Raw genomic sequence first — 18,473 nt, 5'->3', positions numbered from 1 at the left:
GTCATGCGACCAGAAAAGGACATGCAGGGAGAGGACTCCGTCTGCGAACTCGGAAGTTGCGGCGTCCTAGCGATCGTTGCAAGTGAATTAGAGCGCGCATCTGACGTCTGCCAAATGCTGCAGCACCTGATTGCCGCTCTTCTCGAAAAGAGCAGCCATCCGGATTTGATCGCGGAGTTTCATATGCTTCAAGAGCTGGATCGGCTCCAGCAGACCGTTTCTGACCTCGCCAACGTTGCGAGTTTCCTTTCAAACACACAGCCTGACAATCCTCTAAATAGCAACGACCTCGCAAGCAAGATCATCCTGAGAAGCCTTCGGGACCGCCTCATTTCTGGCTCGTCGGTTCACGCAAGAAGCTCACATCGTGATGACAACCCAACCGATTGGTTCTGACGATACAGGCTATTTTCGTGTCGAAGGATCGAACTAATTATCATGGACTCAACCTGCGTTGGTTGGGGCACGCCATTTCAGGCGTTGTTCGCAGACCCGATCCAAAATTCGGGCGGTCTGTAGAGTTTAGACAATCCAAAGAAAGTAGAAGAGGACGGCTGCGAGAGTGATAATCGGCAGGAAGGCTTTGGCACGTGGGTTATCACTGCTCCCTACGCTTCGCCCGTTTTTCAATTTTCTGAACATGATTTCGATCCAGTTCCGCCACTATCATCGGTGTGTATTTCATCTAGCAGTATGTCTGCTTTCTTTTGGATTCGGGTTCTAAGCAGGTTTTCTTCCCAGCCCTTTGTTAAACCAGTCTGCATATTGGCCGCCGTCCCCAAGCTACCAACTCGTACGCCGGTGCAAAAAGAACCAGCGGTGACCTCAACTTTCAGAAGTCGTGCTCTTCGGCGTTGCTAACACACTAGGTACGGCCAATCAGACTTGCGCCTTGCAGTGAACCTTGCGACATGCCGAACTGATAACCGCGGCACAGCCTACCCCACACTCTGCAGCCTAGCGCGACATCAACACAGCTCGTTTCTCGAACCGTGACAAAGCGAATTGCCTGAGAACGACGGGGATAGCGAGGCTGGCGCAAGGCCTAGTCCAGCGATTGCGTCTTGGACTTACCTAAAACAGTTCGACACCGTTTGCGACTTTGGGTTCTATCTCCCTCATTATTGGTACACTCTGTGAAACATATTTGACCCTTGCACGTCCACTTCCTGGCCAGAATTCCAATCGTCTTGCCCGCCGGCCTCCTGTGTCCTCTCCAACGATCTGAATGGTTTCGCGTTGAAGGAAAGTACGTACAAAATTGGCGTTTTGGATACCGGAATCAGACAATCCATCTATCATGCTAGCGCCACCAAAAACCTTTGCCCGAAGGTCTTCGCGGTTAGCACCCAATCTGAAGAGACCATTCAGCAATAGCTCCATGGCATTAACACCATGCCCGTATGATCGGCCCCTATTTCGCGTTTCGTCCACAAACACGACGTGGTTCATGCCCCCTATTTGGCGTTTCTGGTCCCAAAGGCAAGCTGAAATACAAGATCCGAGCAATGTCGCGATCAGCGCTTCGTCCCCGCCGTCGATAGCAAATTCTCCCTGCGATATGTAAACCCGTCCCAACTTGCGGTTCTTTAAATCAGGCATTCGGAAGATCCATAGATTCATTTTTTTCGGCGGTCGCAGCTAGGAGAGCAGGAGCTAATCCATGAATAGGTACGGAACGCTCCACCCCACCGAGTTCGGCGGCCACCCTCGGCATTCCATACACGACACACGTGGCTTCGTCCTGAGCAAAGGTTTTGGCTCCGTTCAATCGCAACTCGAGCAGTCCGCGAGCACCGTCCTGACCCATACCAGTCAGTAAAGCGGCTACAATGCGCTCGGCATGCGGCGCAGCCGACAGGAAGAGTTCATCGACTGAAGGGCGGTGTCCTGATCGTTTTTCACCCGCCTTCAGGGTAGTGTTCATTCCGAACTGCGCGTCGAGGCCCATATGATGAGCGCCGCCCGGGGCGATAAGAATTTCACCTTGCTGAAGCTTGTCGCCGTGTCTTGCCAGCCGAACAGTTGGAGCGATCATTGAATTCAACCTAGCTGCGAAACGGGACAGAAACTCGGCCGGCATGTGCTGAGTAACAAGCGTGGGCGGACAATCTGAGGGAAAAGCTCGGAATACTGTTTCAAGAGCTTCAACGCCTCCCGTCGAAGCGCCCATCAACACCGTCTTGCCGTTCCACGCATGCCGCGCATCGGAATTTTTTTCGTGATGGACTGGGTCCAGTCTTGGTCGGCGACCAGGCACGGCATCCGCCAACTCCACAAGCATACTTGTAAGACGCGAAAACGTTCTGCTGGCTTCCCCAAATCGGGGTTTTTCGACACAGTCGAGTGCTCCATGCGAAAGCGCTTGCAGGGCCAAGTCACTGCCTTCTCTTGTCAAAGAGGATACCATGACGACCGGCATTGGTCGGGCCTTCATTAGACGCCTGAGAAACTCAAGGCCGTCCATCCCAGGCATTTCGACATCGAGCGTCAAGATGTCCGGTTGGAGTTGCTTCACCAATTCCCTGGCGTCACGGGCCGAACCTGCCTCGCCCACCACCTGCAGACGTGGCTCGCGTTCTATTCCGCTGCGGATCAAGCGCCGCATTGTAGGAGAGTCATCTACAATCAGGACCCGACGGGGATTCTTCATGTCTGGACCGCGCCTCAGAATTCGTCCCACCCGTCGTCGTCATCGACGACCTGCGTGGCAACTGCTTGTGTCGCGAGCGGCACCGCAGCGGCGGGTGGCTTGGGCGCAACGCGGCGGGAGGCAAAGTCCGCGGGGGGTTCGGCGGCGCCAGCCCCCGCGTCTCCGGTGCGGAATCGTCCCATCGTGCGCGCCAGCGTCTCGGCCTCACGGGTGAGCGCGTGGCTCGCCGCCGTCGTCTCCTCGAACATCGCGGCGTTCTGTTGCGTCACCTGGTCGAGTTGGTTCACCGCCGTGTTGATCTCGGCAAGGCCCGAGCTTTGCTCGCGCGCGCTGACGGCGATCTCCGAGACGTTCCGGCTGATCTCGGTCACGCTCTCGACGATCCCCTTCAGCGCCTCACCGGCCTGCCCGACGAGGCTCACGCCGCGCTTCACCTGCCCGCCCGAGGCGGAGATGAGCTCGTTGATCTCGCGTGCGGCATCGGACGAGCGCTGCGCCAGTGCGCGCACCTCCGAGGCCACGACCGCGAAGCCACGCCCGGCCTCGCCCGCGCGGGCCGCCTCCACCCCTGCGTTGAGCGCGAGCAGGTTGGTCTGGAAGGCGATGTCGTCGATCACGCCGGTGATCTTGGAAATCTGGGTCGAACTGGTTTCGATCTCGCCCATCGCACCGACAGCTTCGCGCACGACCTCACCCGAAGCCGCGGCATTCTCTCGCGCCTTCTCGACGATCTCGTTGGCATGGGCCGCGCCATCCGCCGCCGAGCGCACCGAGGAGGTCAACTGGTCGAGCGCCGAGGCGGTTTCTTCCAGCGTCGCGGCCTGTTTCTCGGTCCGGGCAGAGAGGTCGTCTGCGGCGGAGGAGATTTCCGAGGCCTCGCCGGTGATGAGGTCGGCGTTCTCGATCACGCCGCGCATCGCCTCCAGCAGCTTGTCCGCCGCACGGTTGAAGTCGTTGCGCAACTGTTCGTAATCCTCGGGGAACGCATCGTCGATCCGGGTCATCAAGTCGCCCTCGGCCAGGCTCTCGAGACCGCCACGAAGGGCGTCCACGACGCCATCCTGCGCGGCCTTCACCCGACGTCTTTCGCTTTCTGCCGCGGCAATGCTCTCGCGCACTTCCGTTACGTCGTTACCGACGAGAATAATATGAAGAAGGTTGCCTTTCACATCGCGCACGGGCGTAAAGCCGCCATCAACGACGGCATGACCACCCCCTTGGCGTTGAAGGCGGAAGGATCCATAAACAGACTCGCCCCGCCGTAGGCGATCAAACACCGTGCCTTTGGATTCTGCCATTTCGGTATCGAAGTCGAAAATGTCGTCAGCCCCGGCTGCCTTGAGGGAATCGATAGATGCACGGCAGGCGTTCGCGAAGTGAGTATTCGCATCGACGATGTGGCCATCAACTGTGAATTCGGCCTTGATCTGGTTTTCCTCGATGGCGGCAAGAATAGCGTCGTTCATGTATTCTCTGGTCTTATCCGTCCATTCAACGACATAGCCTTCGATATTGCCGGCATCAGATCGCACGCTGCTGATCACAAGTTGGAATCGCGTGGGCCCGACGCTGATATTCGCCTGAAACGGAAGGTTGGACGGGTCAGAAAGCAGTTTGCGGACGCGTGCCTTCAATGCACCGGCATGAAACACGTCCATATTACTGCCGACCACCTTCTGAGGGTCAAAATCCTGAGCTACGGTCTTAAAATGCTCAGCGTATTTCTCGAAGATCTCTGTCACTGACTGGTTCGTCTGCGTGATGACCATGTCCGCATCTGTCATCATGATGGCCGCAGAGCTGGATTCGAACGCCTTTCCGCGAAAGCGGTTCATGCGCGCGGTTTCCTTCCCCTTCATGAGCGTTTGCCGGAGTTCTTCTACTGATTTTCCGAGGTCGCCAAGTTCATCGCCTCGTTTCGCGGCGTGGACGTCGATGTCGAACCGTTCTTGCGACACCTCATTCACTTGATGAGCCGTCCGCACAAGCGGCTTCGTAAGCCAGGCCCGAAGTCCAAGCATCATCAGAACAATGAGGACGACAACGGTACCCATCGAGATTCCGAGCACCCAGAACTGCGTAGCCTGCGCGCCGGCGATCGCATGCTCCGCCGACCACGACAGTGCCAAGGCGCCGACGACCCCGTCGCCGTAGCGCGCCGGTACGGCGATCTGCATGCCATCGTCAGAGACAACTGTTTCGCCGGTGTTCACCGCCTTCTCGGCCAGCCTCGACAAGGGTTCGGCTTGCACTGGGGTCGTGCCATGGGACACCACGACAGTTCCGTCGGATTTTACCGCAACGCCATGTTGTGTTTCGGAATTCTCCTGATCTGTCAGGTTCGCAATCTGCTCCTTGATCGACTCTTTGTCGCCGAATGCGATGTCCCCGGCCAAGTTCGCGGTGACGATCCTCGTGATCTCATGCCCGCTGTGCTTGATGGCGTTTTCGAGTTCGTAGACTGTCGCGCCTGTATTGAACCAGGACACAAGTCCGGTCAGTGCGACGGCCATGGCAAAAACCACCCCGGCGAGTTTGATGAAGATTGAGTTCAAGCGAAAGCCGGCGCCCCGCACAGTTTTTGAATTGGTTTCCATGGTCTTGCTCGACTTTCTTGGCAGTTGCCACGCGCGCGTTGCTGGGATCAGAACAGGGCTTCAGCGTTAATGCCCACGGTCATTGCGCCGATCGGTTCACCGCTCTCAGGATCGACAATCGTGAGAGAGGCTTGCCCCTGATAGGTGCGGGTCGATTCATCCTTCTCTATCTCTGAGAAGTGCCTGGCGCCTGAGCCGGCGCCAAAGGTCTCGGAATGTTTGGCTTCGTCGCCCTGCCAGTAGTCAGAGGTGACGCCCGAGGCGGCCACATTCAGACCGCGGGAATCCATGATGAAAATCTCGGTGACCGCCCCGTTCGAATCCCGGACTTGCGAGCGAAGGAAATCCGAGGCTGCGCTCGACATGACCCGGTCGATCGTCGGGCGCGACGACTGGCCGATCTCATTTCGCCATGCTGCGTCCATTGCATCGATCTCGGATTGAGACAGTGCCGCAGTCTCGGCATTTTGCGCCCGGACCGCACCGATAAGAACCGGGGCGGTCGCCCAGGACATCACGTTCTCGTCCAGGAAGGCGCCCATGGCAGATGCGGCGTCATCCGCCATTGTTGGCGTGGCAAGGCCAAAAGCCAGCGCAGAAGCATAGATAATTTTCATCGGGTCACTCCGTCCGTGGTGTTTCCCCCTCTCTTGGGGATTCCATGAGACCCTAGAGCGACCCCCTTTCCGGACAGTTAAGGCCAACCTGTGTGCAATGCCTAAAACTCGACCGATGACGACAACACACTGAACCAAAACGAAAAAAGGGGCCGCTGTGAAAGCGGCCCCTTGAAAGTTGCAAAGTGCGATCGCGTTTGCGGATCAGCGCTTGGAGAACTGGAAGCTCCGACGTGCCTTGCGGCGGCCGTACTTCTTGCGTTCCACGACGCGGCTGTCGCGGGTCAGGAACCCTGCGGCCTTGAGTGCCGGACGCAGCGACGGTTCATACAGCTGAAGCGCTTTGGAGATGCCGTGCTTGACCGCACCAGCCTGACCGGAGAGGCCGCCGCCGGTCACGGTCGCCATCACGTCGAACTCGCCATCGACGCCAGCAACGGTGAAGGGCTGACGCAGGATCATCTGGAGCACGGGACGGGCGAAATACTTGTCCATCTCCTTGCCGTTCACAGTGACCTTGCCGGAGCCCGGCTTGATCCAGACACGGGCGACCGCGTCCTTCCGTTTGCCGGTGGCGTAGGAACGGCCGAGATCGTCACGGACCGGCTCACGCGGGATGTAGGTTTCGGTCGCGACAGCTTCATCGCCGCCTTCGACAACCGAGTTCAGCTCATCGAGCGATTTAACTTCTTCAGCCATGATCAGCCCTCACGCGTGTTTTTCTTGTTCATGGACCTAACATCCAGAACTTCCGGCTTCTGTGCCTCGTGGCCATGTTCGGCCCCGGCGTAGACGCGCAGGTTCGTCATCTGCTGGCGGCTCAGGCGATTGCCGGGAAGCATACGCTTGACGGCCATCGTCACGACGCGCTCGGGGTGTTCGCCCTCGAGGATCTGGCCCGTGGTCCGCGACTTGATGCCGCCGGGGTAACCGGTGTGCCAGTAGTGCACCTTGTCGGTGCGCTTCTTGCCGGTGAGTTGCACCTTGTCGGCATTGATCACGATGACGTTGTCACCGCAATCCATGTGGGGGGTGAAGCTTGGCTTGTGCTTGCCACGCAGGCGCATGGCGATGATCGAGGCAAGACGACCAAGAACGAGGCCTTCGGCATCGATCACGATCCATTTCTTCTCGATATCTGCAGGAGTCGCAGAAAAGGTTTTCATGTCTGTCGGCCCTTGGTGGGTTTCGGATGGCGTGTTTCTAGTCTTATTGCGCCTCCGGTCAAGGGAATAGTTCCGATGAAAGTGGTGCGAAAACAATGGCTTAGGTTTTCGGTATTATTTTACCCCACCAAAATCAGCCAAAGCGCGCCGGTCCGATGAGTTCGCGGACCTCTTCCGATCCGCAAAGCCGGTGGTGGAAGGCTTCGAGACGGGCTCGTTTCTCTTCTTCCGGCTGAACGGACAGGAGCGAACCGAAGTCCTCGGTCAGGTCCAGCGTCTTGGATGTCCAAGCCAGAATGGCGAGCGCATGTTCAGCGCGCCCTACACCCTTGGGGGCCTCCCGCCTGTAGTGTCGCAGGATTTCGCGCTCGTCGGCCATCTCGAGGACGACAGGGATCAGTTTCGCCCGCACGAAACTGCCGAACCGGTCGAGAACCGATCCGTGCAGCTCGGGTTCGGGAAATGCGAAAGGCCCGACTTGCTTGCTCGGCAGGACGACGCGAGAGCGCGTAATGGCCGTCGGACTCCATGGTCGGTAGCCCAGCCCCTTGCCATGCGCCACGAGCCGCTCGACCGGATCCCAGACGACCTGAGGCACAGGAACGACGCGCACGGAGTTGTCGCGCATGATCTGCACCTGCATGCCGACGCCACCCCACATTTCGTCGTTCATCTGCCATACGGCAAGCCCACGCCGGCGCCGCGTGAGACCCAGCGCGACGAGTTGGCCCGTGCAGGCTTCCAGCACCGCTTTCGTATGTTCTTTCATGGGCTTGCGGATCGTTCCTTGCTGGCTAAGCATACAGTATGGTTCCACCTGACCGAGAAAAACCTTGTCGGTGGCACGAGAAACACGCTGTCTCGTCCCTGCCCGATGGACAATAGCGGCCCCCGGCGGGATTTGGTGCGAATTCGCCAACATGCGGGTCGTTGCCGCACACGTTTTCTTGAACCCTCAGACGGGGCTTGACCGAATCCCCCGTCCCCCATAAATGCGCCGCACGATCGGAACCGATCCCAACTTCGATGTCTTCGGGGGGGCGCTAAGGGACCGACTGGAACCGCGGGTGGCGCAAGCTGCTCTAAATCTGCTGGAACGAAGGGGAGCGCCATGAAAGACGCCAACCTCTTCCAACTGGGGATCGGTCTGGAGACAGGCGCCCAAGAGGAAGACACCAAATCGGTGGGCTATTGCCCTGCCGCGAACGAAAACACCCTGCCCCGTGACGTGTTCGACGAGGACCGCGAGGATCACTTCATCCGCCGCGACGGAAAGGTCTATGCCGGTACGCACCTCATACTTGAGGTCGTGGACGGTTTCGGGCTCGACGACGAGACCCGGATTCAAACCGCATTTCGCGAGATCGTGGATACCTGCGGGGCGACGCTGCTGCACATCCACACGCACAAATTCTCGCCGCAGGGTGTGTCGGGCGTGGCCGTACTCGCCGAAAGCCATATCTCGGTCCACACTTGGCCGGAGATCGGCTACGGCGCCTTCGACGTGTTCATGTGCGGCAACGCGCAGCCGTGGCTGGCGGTCGACGTGCTCAAGCGCGCCTTCGACACGGATGACGTGAGAATGAAGGAGCTGCTGCGCGGTGAAGGCCTCGTGACCGAAGCCTCGGCGGTGGCGGCGGAATGACCGGCTGGTCCACCGAGAAACTGCATGCGGATTACGCGCAGGCGCTTCGGGTCGACAAGCTGCTTTATGACAGCGAAACCGATCATCAGCGTTTGCGCGTGTTCGAGAATACGACCTTCGGGCGTGTCCTCACGCTTGACGATGTCGTGCAGGTCACCGAGGGCGACAACTTCATCTATCATGAGATGATGTCACATGTGCCGATCATCGCCCACGGTGCGGCGAAACGGGTTCTCATCATCGGGGGTGGCGACGGTGGCATGGCACGCGAAGTGCTCAAGCATGACACGGTCGATCATGTCACGATGGTCGAGATCGACGCGGGCGTGGTCGAATTCTCGAATGCATACCTGCCCGCCATTTCCGCCGGTGCGTTCGACGATCCGCGGCTTGACCTCGTCATCGCGGACGGGGCCGAGTTCATCCGGACCACGGCAGGTGGCTACGACGTCGTCATCGTCGACAGCACCGACCCGATTGGCCCGGGCGAGGTGCTGTTCACCAACACGTTCTACGGTCAGGCCAAGCGCGCGCTGTCACCCGACGGTATACTCGTCACGCAAAACGGCGTGCCCTTCATGCAGGGCGATGAGCTGACCAACACGATGCGCGCGTTTCGGGCGCTCTTCGTGGATGCGACCTGCTACCTCGCGACGATCCCGACCTATGCCGGCGGTCCGATGGCCTTCGGCTGGGGGACGGATGGGCCGGGGCGCGACACTCCCGTCGACGTTCTGCGCGGCCGGTACGAAGCGTCGGGGGTCGACACCGACTACTACACGCCCGAAGTCCATGCGGCGGCCTTCGCTCTGCCCGGCTACGTCGCGAAACTCATTCCCTGAGCGCGTCCGCGCCTGCGGCCCGCTCCCCTATTCCGGATTGCATATCTCACCGCGCAGGATGGCAAGCGTGGTCCGGTAGATCAGCCCGACAACCACGAGCGACAGGATCACCAGCACTCCCAGCCCGATCGCCTGGTGCGCGGCGGTCTCCTCCAGCCGTGCGAACAGGAGCGAGGCGATCGTCAACGCCGCCAGTGGAAAGGAAAGCGCCCACCAGCTCAGCGCGAACGGCAGCCGTGCGAGGCGCGGCACCTGTGCCACCACCAGCGCTGCGAAGAGGTAGGCGACGTAGATCAGGCTCCGCGCGAACCCGTCCACTACGCCCGACATGGTGACATACGCCACGAAGGCGACCGATGGCGGCGCGATCAGGATCACCATCGTGGGAAACAGCCGCGCCGGGATCGGATCGTGAAACACCAGCCGGTTCATGACGAGCGTGAGGAGCACGCCCCAGAACATCATCCCAACAGAGAAGAACAGCCAGCTGATCTCGATATAGCCCATGCGCGCGCCCGCCACCGGCACGATCACATTCCCCACGGCCGGGATGAACCAGGCAGGCGTGAGGTGTCCGACTTCGAAAGACCGATGGCTGATCCAGCCCGTGACGACAGCGATGGTCAGAATCCCCTGCCCGACCGCACCGATCATCCAAAGCGGCTCGGCAATGCTCGGCGCACCTTCGCGCAGTGCGGTGGCGAGAAGCAGGAGCGAGATCGTCATCGTCGGGAAAAAGGCGAGCTTCACCGGGTGGTTCCATTCCCCCGCCACGGCACCCGGGTAGCGCAACACTTTTGCAAGGTAGATGGCGGAGATCATGACGAACGCCCCGATCGCGCCCCAGAGCGCAACAAGCGAAACGCCCGCCGTCCATCCCAGCACGGGTGTCGCGGCATGGAAGGCCAGCGTGACGCCAAGCAGCCCCATGACGATGGCGAAGAACGTTACCGGGAAATGCTCCAGTCGGCTGTGGGTGCCCAGGGTTTCGGTCGCGTCGGTCATGCTCACTCCTCCGATCCGATCATATCGCGGCTATTGCATGTGTGCCCGGCCGCGACTTTGATACAGGTCAACGGCCGCGTCACTCTCCGGGTGGAAGCGAGTAGGTCAGGCCTGCCCGCGCCACCGGCGAATCCATCCCTTCGGAATAGATCAGAGTGTCGCCCACGGCGAGAACCTTTCCCAGCTTCAGGATTCGCGTCTCGGCACGCAGATTCGCATTCGCCACCGGCTTTCGCATGAAGTCGATCGCGCAGTTGGTGGTAACCGCCAACGCCCTGGGCCCGACCATCGCGAGGATACCCAGGTAGACGGAGACATCTGCCAGAGCGAACATCGTAGGCCCCGAGACGGTGTTTCCAGGCCGCAAGTGCTTGTCATCCACCAGCGCGCGCGTGGTGATCTGCATCGGTGCCACATCCAGGACCTCGAAGTCCCCCGCCACCTGCGGGAAATGCTCGACGAGGAACTGGTTCAATTCGTCGAGCGACATTTTCGTCTGCATCTTTATCCTCCCTCAACTGCGGCCTATCGTTGGGCAAGGACAAAGGGAGGACAAGATGGACGACATCCTGATCCGGGAGGACGTCGCGTCAGTCGCGACACTCACGATGAATGATCCGGGCAAGCTGAATGCCCTGTCGGACGCCATGCTTGCGGCGCTCAAAGCGGAACTGACCACGCTGCGGGAAGACACCTCGATCAAGGCGGTGGTGCTCAAGGGAGCAGGCAAGGCGTTCTGCGCGGGCCACGATCTCAAGGAAATGCAAGCCGGGCGGCAAGCAGAAGACGGCGGGGCCGCCTATTTCGCGGACCTCTTCACGCGTTGCGGCGAGGTCATGCAGCTGATTCCGACCCTGCCGCAACCTGTCATCGCGCAGGCGCACGGCATCGCGACGGCGGCTGGCTGCCAACTCGTCGCCTCCTGCGACATGGCCGTGGCTGCCGAGGGCACGCGATTTGGCGTGAACGGCGTCAATATCGGCCTGTTCTGCTCGACACCGATGGTGGCGCTTTCGCGCAATGTCCCGCGCAAGCAGGCGTTCGAAATGCTCACCACCGGCGAATTCATCGACGCGACCCGCGCCCGCGAGGTGGGCCTCGTCAACCGCGTGGTCGCGCCGGAAGACCTTGATGCCGAGACGACGCAACTTGCAGAAACCGTGGCCGCCAAGCTCGCGTCGGCAGTCCGGATCGGCAAACAGGCCTTCTACGAACAGATCCAGATGCCCCTCGACGCGGCATATGCCTTCACCGGCGACGTCATGGTCCACAATATGATGAACCGGGACACTGCCGAGGGCATTCAGGCCTTCATCGAGAAACGCAAACCTGATTGGCCTCGCTAACCCGGCATCCCTACGGCTTCTCTTCGGCGTAGCGCACGCGGGTTTCCCCGCGCCTTTTGCTGCACCTGCAAACCCGCTAGGGTCCCCTCGACACTCAGCCCAAGGAGCGTGGCATGGACAAGATCAAGGTCGACAACCCCATCGTCGATATCGACGGCGACGAGATGACCCGCATCATCTGGGACCTCATCAAGACGCAGCTGATCGAGCCCTATCTTGACGTGGACCTGCTCTACTACGACCTGTCGATCCAGAAGCGTGACGAGACAGACGACCAGATCACCGTGGATGCGGCGATGAAGATCAAAGAGGTGGGCGTCGGCGTGAAATGCGCCACGATCACGCCGGACGAAGCACGGGTCGAGGAATTCGGGCTCAAGAAAATGTGGAAGTCGCCCAATGGCACGATCCGCAACATCCTTGGCGGCGTCGTCTTCCGCCAGCCGATCATCTGCAAGAATGTCCCGCGCCTCGTGCCCGGCTGGACCAAGCCCGTCGTCGTCGGGCGCCACGCCTTTGGCGATCAATATAAGGCGACAGACTTCACCTTCCCCGGAAAGGGCAAGATCACGCTGAAGTTCGAAGGCGAGGATGGCACGGTCATCGAGCGAGAAGTCTTCGACGCGCCCGGCGCCGGGGTCACGATGGCGATGTACAACCTCGATGAGAGTATCATCGACTTCGCGCGGGCGAGCTTCAACTACGGTCTGAACCTGAAATGGCCCGTGTACCTGTCGACCAAGAACACGATCATCAAGGCCTATGACGGCCGCTTCAAGGACCTGTTTCAGCAGGTCTTCGAAGAAGAATTCAAGGACCGGTTCGACGAGCTGGGCCTGTGGTACGAACACCGACTGATTGACGACATGGTCGCCTCGTCGCTCAAGTGGTCTGGCGGTTACGTCTGGGCCTGCAAGAACTACGATGGCGACGTTCAGTCCGATACCGTTGCGCAGGGCTACGGCTCGCTGGGCCTGATGACGAGCCAACTCATGACCCCGGACGGCAAGATCGTCGAGGCCGAGGCCGCACACGGCACCGTCACGCGTCATTACCGACAGCACCAGAAGGGCGAGGCGACGTCGACCAACTCTATCGCTTCGATCTATGCCTGGACCGGGGCGCTCCGGCATCGCGCAAAGCTGGATGGGAATGACAAGCTACAAGGCTTCGCGGAGACCTTGGAGAAGGTCGTGATCGACACCGTTGAAGGCGGTCAGATGACCAAGGACCTCGCTCTCCTCGTCGGACCCGATCAGGGGTGGCTGACGACGACGGGGTTTCTCGACGCAGTGGATGAGAACCTGCAAAAGGCGCTCGGCTAAGTCGTTTCGCCGAGACGGAGTCCTCGTCCTTCACCTACCTTGTCCTGAAGCAGGGATACAGCGACGCGCCCCCGCGCGCTTAACACCTGTGACACCTGAAGCGCAGCAGAGCTCTAAGTCCTGCCTGAGCGCCCTTTCCATCCCCCGACCGCGCGCCTAGCCTGAGAGCGGAAGGGAATCCGATGAACACTGACGCCGTTGAAGCCCAAATAACCTACCCCGACGAAGCAAGCGCGCACGCCGCGGCCGCGATGCTGGTCGAGGCCCGACTGGCGGCCTGTGGGCAGGTCAGCCGGATCACCTCGGTCTACACCTGGGAGGGCAAGGTCGAGGACGAAACCGAATGGCTCCTCACCGCCAAGACGCTGTTCGCAGCGTTGCCGAAGCTCGCCGGAAAGATACGCGAAAGCCATCCTTACGACGTTCCACAGATCACTGCGCTCCCCATCGCCTGGGGCGCACCTGACTACCTTTCCTGGATCGGCGAAATGGTGGACACCTGATGCCCTACCTCATCTTATTCTTCGCAGTGATGGCCGAAACTATCGGTACCACTGCGCTACAAGCCAGCCAGCAATTCACCCGGCTCGGTCCCACGATCATCGTCGTGATCGCGTATGGCATCTCCTTTGCGCTCCTCGGTTGGGCGCTGAAATTCCTGCCAGTTGGGATCGCCTATGCAATCTGGTCCGGGCTGGGGATTATCTTCATAGCGATCATCGGCTTCGTCGTGTTTTCGCAAAAGCTCGACTTCGCCGCCATCGCCGGCATGGGGATGATCCTCGGTGGCATCCTCGTCATTCACCTGTTTTCCAACACGGCGCCGCACTAGATGCTCCTTCTGTCCGCACCGCCCGACCGCCACAGCCTCGCCGAAGACGCGGTGGCCTTCGTGATCGCCGCCGTACTCGTCGCCCTCGGCATCCAGTTTCTTCAGACAGCCGGGCTCTTCACGGGCCAGATCGCCGGGGCGGCGCTGATCCTCTCTTATATCGGCGGCTGGTCCTTTGGCGTGGTCTTCTTCCTGTTGAACCTGCCATTCTATGTATTCGCGGCGCTGCGCATGGGCTGGATGTTCACGATCAAGAGCTTCATTGCCGTGATGATGATGTCGAGCTGCACCGAACTCTTCGCGGACAGGATCACGCTCGACCTGCCCCACCCGGTCTACGGCGCGATCATCGGATCGGTCTGTGCGGGCCTCGGGCTTCTGTCCTTCTTCCGCCACGGCGCATCTCTGGGCGGGGTTGGAATGCTGGCGCTCTACCTTCAGGACCGGTTCGATTTCCGCGCCGGCCTTACGCAGCTTATCTTCGATGCCGGTATCTTTGTCGTTGCCTTCTTCCTTTTCGAGCCGACGGTCGTCCTCTGGTCACTCCTCGGTGCAGCCTTCCTGAACGTGATCATCGCCCTCAACCACCGTCGCGACCGCTACATCGCGCGCTCCTGACGTAGCGGAGGTTTTGACAGCCTCCCCGTACCCGCGCCCAATGGCGGCGGGAGGACGCCATGACCGACACAACCTATATCGAGACGAACGGGATCAAACTCCGCACCTGGACAGAGGGCGAAGGACCGCTCGTCATCCTTGTTCATGGCTTTCCTGAAACTGCGCACAGCTGGCGTCACCAGATGAAACCCCTGGTCGAGGCGGGCTACCGCGTCTGCATCCCCGATGTGCGCGGCTATGGCAACTCCGACGCGCCGCGCGAGGTCGAGGCCTACACGATGGAGGTCATGACGCGCGATTTCGCGGGACTGGCCGAAACGCTCTCGGACGAGCCCGCGATTATCATCGGTCATGACTGGGGCGCGCCGCTTGCGTGGAACACGGCACGGTTGTTTCCAGACCGTTTTCGCGCGGTCGCGGGACTATCGGTGCCTTACGCGCCGCCCGGCGATGTGCCGACGATCGACCTTTACCACAAGCTCTTCACCGACAAAGGTCGGTTTTTCTACCAGGTCTATTTTCAAGACGTGGGGGTCGCCGAAGCGGAACTCGAGGCCGATGTCGAAGACAGCCTCGCCAAGTTCTACTACGCGTGGTCCGGGGATTGCCCGCCGAACGGCTGGCCCACGGACAAGGCGCACGGCGAGCCGGTGCTCACGGGCCTGCCGCGCCCCGACCTGCCGCTTGCGTGGCTCACGCAGAGCGATCTCGACGCCTATGCCGAGGGCTTTCGCACCTCCGGGTTTCGCGGCCCTCTCAACCGCTACCGCACATCCCGTCAGGACCACGCGTTCCTCAAGGCGCACCCGTCCGATCCGGTCATCCGCCAGCCGAGCCTGTTCATCTATGGCGACCGCGACCCGGTCCTGACCATGTTCCGAGGCGATCCCGCCGAGCTTCTCAACCGGACGCTGGGCGATCTGCGCGGCGTTCATAAATTGCCCGGTGTCGGTCATTGGACCCAGCAGGAGGCCCCCGAGGCGGTCAATCGCCACTTGATCGACTGGCTCTCCACCCTTTGACCGTTTCCCCCTAGCCATTCCGCCGTCCCACCTGTAAGCGAGCCGCGAGCAGGACGAAGGACGCCCGGAATGGAAATTCGCAATATCGCAATCATCGCCCACGTCGACCACGGCAAGACGACGCTGGTCGACGAGCTACTGAAGCAGTCGGGCGCGTTTCGCGAGAACCAGGCCACGTCCGAACGGATGATGGACTCCAACGACCTGGAGCGTGAGCGCGGGATCACCATCCTCGCGAAAGCCACCTCGGTCGAGTGGAAGGGCACGCGGATCAATATCGTCGACACGCCGGGCCACGCCGATTTCGGTGGCGAGGTCGAGCGCATCCTGTCGATGGTCGATGGCGTGGTTCTGCTGGTCGATGCCGCCGAAGGCCCGATGCCGCAGACCAAGTTCGTGACCTCCAAGGCGCTCGCACTGGGCCTGCGCCCGATCGTCGTGCTGAACAAGGTCGACAAGCCGGACGCGGAACCCGACCGCGCGCTTGACGAGGTGTTCGACCTGTTCGCGAACCTCGGTGCCGATGACGACCAGCTCGACTTTCCGCACATGTATGCCTCGGGCCGCGCAGGTTGGGCCGATGCCGAGCTCGACGGGCCGCGCAAGGATCTTCAGGCGCTGTTCGCCCTGATCGTGAACCATGTGCCCAAGCCCAAGCAGCTTGCCCACCAAGACGAAGACTTCAAAATGCTGGCGACAACGCTGGGCGCCGACCCGTTTCTCGGCCGGATCCTGACGGGCCGCGTTGAGGCCGGCAAACTCAAAGCCGGCGCGACCGTTCAGGCGATCAGCCGCATCGGCCAGAAGATCGAGCAATTCCGGGTGTCCAAGATCCTCGCCTTCCGCGGGCTCGGCCAGACCGAGATTGAAGAAGCCGTCGCGGGCGACATCGTCTCGCTCGCCGGTATGGGCAAGGCCACGGTGTCGGATACGATCTGTGCGCTTGCCGTGGATGAACCGCTGGAATCCCAGCCCATCGACCCGCCGACCATCACCGTCACATTTGGTATCAACGACAGCCCCCTCGCAGGCCGGGACGGCAAGAAGGTGCAGTCGCGCGTCATCCGTGACCGCCTCATGAAAGAGGCCGAGTCCAACGTGGCGATCAAGATCGCTGACACGCCCGGCGGTGAGGCCTTCGAAGTGTCGGGCCGCGGCGAACTTCAGATGGGCGTCTTGATCGAGAACATGCGCCGCGAGGGGTTCGAACTGTCCATTTCGCGCCCGCAGGTCATCATGCGCGAAGAGGACGGCGTGCGCATGGAACCCGTCGAGGAAGTGACCATCGACGTGGACGACGAATACTCCGGCGCCGTGATCGAAAAGATCACCGGCACGCGCAAGGGCGACCTTGCCGAGATGAAACCGGCAGGTGCCGGCAAGACCCGCATCGTAGCCCATGTGCCGTCACGCGGTCTTATCGGCTACCACGGAGAATTCCTGACCGACACGCGCGGCACTGGTGTGCTGAACCGCGTGTTCCATGGCTGGACACCGCACAAGGGCGCGATCCCGGGCCGTCGCGCGGGCGTCCTCATCTCGATGGAAAACGGTGAGGCCGTGGCCTATGCCCTGTGGAACCTCGAAGAGCGCGGCAAGATGTTCGTCGAACCGCAGGAGAAGGTCTACGAAGGCATGGTCATCGGCGAGCATGCGCGCGAGAACGATCTGGAGGTGAACCCGCTCAAGGGCAAAAAGCTCACCAACGTGCGCGCTTCGGGTACCGACGACGCCGTACGCCTCACTCCGGTCAGCCGGCTGTCCTTGGAGCAGGCGATCGCCTACATCAATGACGACGAACTTGTCGAAGTCACGCCCAACGCCATCCGGCTGCGCAAACGCCACCTCGACCCGCATGAGCGCAAACGGGCCGCCAAGAGCGCTTGATCTGACCCCGGCGGCTCGCCTGCGTGAACTAGACGTCGAACACGACAAATGGCCGGTGCGGTTCCCCGCCCGGCCTAGTCACGACTGACCGGTTCTCAATTGCAGGGAACAGGTTTCATCAGTTTGTAGGAGGCTTCGACGAGTCTCTTTTCCTCGCGGTAGACGGCCGGGTATTCGACCAGTTCCACGCGGCCCGTCGTGCGTTTGACATAGGCCTGCCGCGCCGGCTCCATCAGGATCTTACGGGTCGAATACTTCGCCGGCACGATTACCTCGTTGAAACAGGCAAGAAGCCGGACCCTGTCATTACCGATGTTGATATAGCGCTCCTCAGCTGCGGCCGTTCCGGCCAGCACGATGAGGCAGATGGTCAGAAACGCCCTGCGCATTGCTTGATCCTCAATTGGTTCTGACCGGGAGGATTGTCGATAAATGCGGCACAATTATGCCTGAGCAATGGATTTTCACCAATGGAACCCGAAGCGCGTCCCGAAAACGAAAATGGGCGCGGGGATCTCCCCCCACGCCCCATGACTTGCCATGGCAGTAGCAGTGGTAATTACCACTTCTTGCAGGCGGTTTTCTTGGCCACATAGTGACCAGGCGCCGTCATGGTCTTGATCTCTTTGTAGACGGCCGGATAGTGCACTTTGACCATCTGGCCTTTCTTGTGCTCCCACTCCGTATGCGCGGCCATGATCAGCTTCTTGTTGTAGCTGTACGAGGCCGGAACCCACACTTTGTCGTAGCAGGCCACCACTTGACCTTCCCAGGCAAAAGCCGGGGCAGCGAAGGCCGAAGCAGCGAGGATGGCGCCAGCAATCAGTTTTTTCATAGATCGATCTCCCAAATGGATAGTTGGTAAACAGACCTTAACTAAGTTTGACTTATTGAGGCGACAGGAATTCGCCACCTAGC

General features: G+C 60.5%; 21 protein-coding genes. 10 read left to right on the top strand and 11 right to left on the bottom strand.

The features are described from left to right. Positions 1–3 precede the first annotated feature (3 nt). Positions 4–396: a hypothetical protein gene (locus B2585_RS05110; RefSeq protein WP_292020700.1), complete on the top strand. Its 393-nt coding sequence runs from the start codon at positions 4–6 to the stop codon at positions 394–396. A 678-nt stretch (positions 397–1,074) separates the two neighbouring features. On the opposite strand, the gene B2585_RS05105 is transcribed toward B2585_RS05110, so the two are convergent. The 7 genes from B2585_RS05105 to B2585_RS05075 all read right to left on the bottom strand — a co-directional run bounded on the left by B2585_RS05105 (position 1,075) and on the right by B2585_RS05075 (position 7,802). Continuing rightward, positions 1,075–1,452, bottom strand: coding sequence for a chemotaxis protein CheD (locus tag B2585_RS05105; protein ID WP_292022730.1), 378 nt, complete (start codon positions 1,450–1,452; stop codon positions 1,075–1,077). Positions 1,453–1,594: 142 nt separating this feature from the next. Then, positions 1,595–2,653, bottom strand: a complete 1,059-nt coding sequence (locus B2585_RS05100) for a protein-glutamate methylesterase/protein-glutamine glutaminase (protein ID WP_292020698.1) — start codon at positions 2,651–2,653, stop codon at positions 1,595–1,597. A 14-nt stretch (positions 2,654–2,667) separates the two neighbouring features. Continuing rightward, positions 2,668–5,166, bottom strand: coding sequence for a methyl-accepting chemotaxis protein (locus tag B2585_RS05095; RefSeq protein WP_292020696.1), 2,499 nt, complete (start codon positions 5,164–5,166; stop codon positions 2,668–2,670). Positions 5,167–5,297: 131 nt separating this feature from the next. Continuing rightward, entirely contained in the window at positions 5,298–5,867 is a 570-nt protein-coding gene (locus tag B2585_RS05090; protein WP_292020695.1) for a hypothetical protein, read from the bottom strand. Between the two features lie 204 nt (positions 5,868–6,071). Beyond that, complete coding sequence (gene rpsI, locus B2585_RS05085) at positions 6,072–6,566, bottom strand: 30S ribosomal protein S9 (protein ID WP_292020693.1); 495 nt, start codon at positions 6,564–6,566, stop codon at positions 6,072–6,074. A 2-nt stretch (positions 6,567–6,568) separates the two neighbouring features. Beyond that, positions 6,569–7,033: a 50S ribosomal protein L13 gene (rplM, locus tag B2585_RS05080; RefSeq protein WP_292020691.1), complete on the bottom strand. Its 465-nt coding sequence runs from the start codon at positions 7,031–7,033 to the stop codon at positions 6,569–6,571. 133 nt (positions 7,034–7,166) lie between these two features. After that, the gene (locus tag B2585_RS05075) at positions 7,167–7,802 is read right to left on the bottom strand and encodes a hypothetical protein (protein ID WP_292020689.1); all 636 of its coding nucleotides are present in this window, start codon (positions 7,800–7,802) and stop codon (positions 7,167–7,169) included. A gap of 342 nt (positions 7,803–8,144) precedes the next feature. Between B2585_RS05075 and speD the strand changes: the two genes are divergently transcribed. Together speD and speE are read left to right on the top strand one after the other, a co-directional pair. Next, positions 8,145–8,678 (top strand): adenosylmethionine decarboxylase, encoded by a 534-nt coding sequence (gene speD, locus B2585_RS05070; protein ID WP_292020687.1) that lies wholly within the window; start codon positions 8,145–8,147, stop codon positions 8,676–8,678. Next, the gene (gene speE, locus B2585_RS05065; protein ID WP_292020685.1) at positions 8,675–9,520 is read left to right on the top strand and encodes a polyamine aminopropyltransferase; all 846 of its coding nucleotides are present in this window, start codon (positions 8,675–8,677) and stop codon (positions 9,518–9,520) included. The genes speD and speE overlap by 4 nt, the downstream gene beginning before the upstream one ends. Before the next feature lie 27 nt (positions 9,521–9,547). Here speE and B2585_RS05060 read toward each other — a convergent pair whose 3' ends face one another. Beyond that, positions 9,548–10,525, bottom strand: a complete 978-nt coding sequence (locus B2585_RS05060; protein WP_292020683.1) for an SLAC1 anion channel family protein — start codon at positions 10,523–10,525, stop codon at positions 9,548–9,550. Between the two features lie 79 nt (positions 10,526–10,604). Further along, positions 10,605–11,027, bottom strand: coding sequence for a PaaI family thioesterase (locus B2585_RS05055; RefSeq protein ID WP_292020682.1), 423 nt, complete (start codon positions 11,025–11,027; stop codon positions 10,605–10,607). 55 nt (positions 11,028–11,082) lie between these two features. On the opposite strand from B2585_RS05055, the gene B2585_RS05050 reads away from it, so the two are divergent. The 7 genes from B2585_RS05050 to typA all read left to right on the top strand — a co-directional run bounded on the left by B2585_RS05050 (position 11,083) and on the right by typA (position 17,555). After that, entirely contained in the window at positions 11,083–11,871 is a 789-nt protein-coding gene (locus B2585_RS05050; protein ID WP_292020680.1) for an enoyl-CoA hydratase, read from the top strand. A 113-nt stretch (positions 11,872–11,984) separates the two neighbouring features. Then, positions 11,985–13,196 carry an NADP-dependent isocitrate dehydrogenase gene (locus tag B2585_RS05045; RefSeq protein WP_292020678.1) on the top strand — a complete coding sequence of 404 codons (1,212 nt, stop codon included), beginning with the start codon at positions 11,985–11,987 and terminating at the stop codon, positions 13,194–13,196. Between the two features lie 182 nt (positions 13,197–13,378). After that, positions 13,379–13,699 (top strand): divalent-cation tolerance protein CutA, encoded by a 321-nt coding sequence (gene cutA / locus B2585_RS05040; RefSeq protein WP_292020677.1) that lies wholly within the window; start codon positions 13,379–13,381, stop codon positions 13,697–13,699. After that, a complete protein-coding gene (locus tag B2585_RS05035; RefSeq protein ID WP_414674046.1) occupies positions 13,696–14,028 on the top strand; it encodes a DMT family transporter in 333 nt (110 codons plus the stop codon). Before cutA ends, B2585_RS05035 begins: the two co-directional genes overlap by 4 nt. Beyond that, a complete protein-coding gene (locus tag B2585_RS05030) occupies positions 14,029–14,646 on the top strand; it encodes a YitT family protein (protein WP_292020673.1) in 618 nt (205 codons plus the stop codon). It begins immediately after the preceding gene. Between the two features lie 59 nt (positions 14,647–14,705). Continuing rightward, positions 14,706–15,668, top strand: coding sequence for an alpha/beta fold hydrolase (locus B2585_RS05025; protein WP_292020672.1), 963 nt, complete (start codon positions 14,706–14,708; stop codon positions 15,666–15,668). A gap of 69 nt (positions 15,669–15,737) precedes the next feature. Beyond that, positions 15,738–17,555 (top strand): translational GTPase TypA, encoded by a 1,818-nt coding sequence (gene typA, locus B2585_RS05020; protein WP_292020669.1) that lies wholly within the window; start codon positions 15,738–15,740, stop codon positions 17,553–17,555. 95 nt (positions 17,556–17,650) lie between these two features. On the opposite strand, the gene B2585_RS05015 is transcribed toward typA, so the two are convergent. Both B2585_RS05015 and B2585_RS05010 read right to left on the bottom strand, forming a co-directional pair. Continuing rightward, positions 17,651–17,944: a hypothetical protein gene (locus B2585_RS05015; RefSeq protein ID WP_292020667.1), complete on the bottom strand. Its 294-nt coding sequence runs from the start codon at positions 17,942–17,944 to the stop codon at positions 17,651–17,653. A gap of 170 nt (positions 17,945–18,114) precedes the next feature. Next, a complete protein-coding gene (locus tag B2585_RS05010) occupies positions 18,115–18,390 on the bottom strand; it encodes a hypothetical protein (protein ID WP_292020665.1) in 276 nt (91 codons plus the stop codon). Between the last annotated feature and the right edge of the window lie 83 nt (positions 18,391–18,473).

Origin of the sequence: Maritimibacter sp. UBA3975, assembly GCF_002384975.1 — a bacterium.
Classification (GTDB): domain Bacteria; phylum Pseudomonadota; class Alphaproteobacteria; order Rhodobacterales; family Rhodobacteraceae; genus Maritimibacter.
Note: the sequence above shows the minus strand (reverse complement) of the source record. Positions and strands in the feature narration are given on the sequence as shown.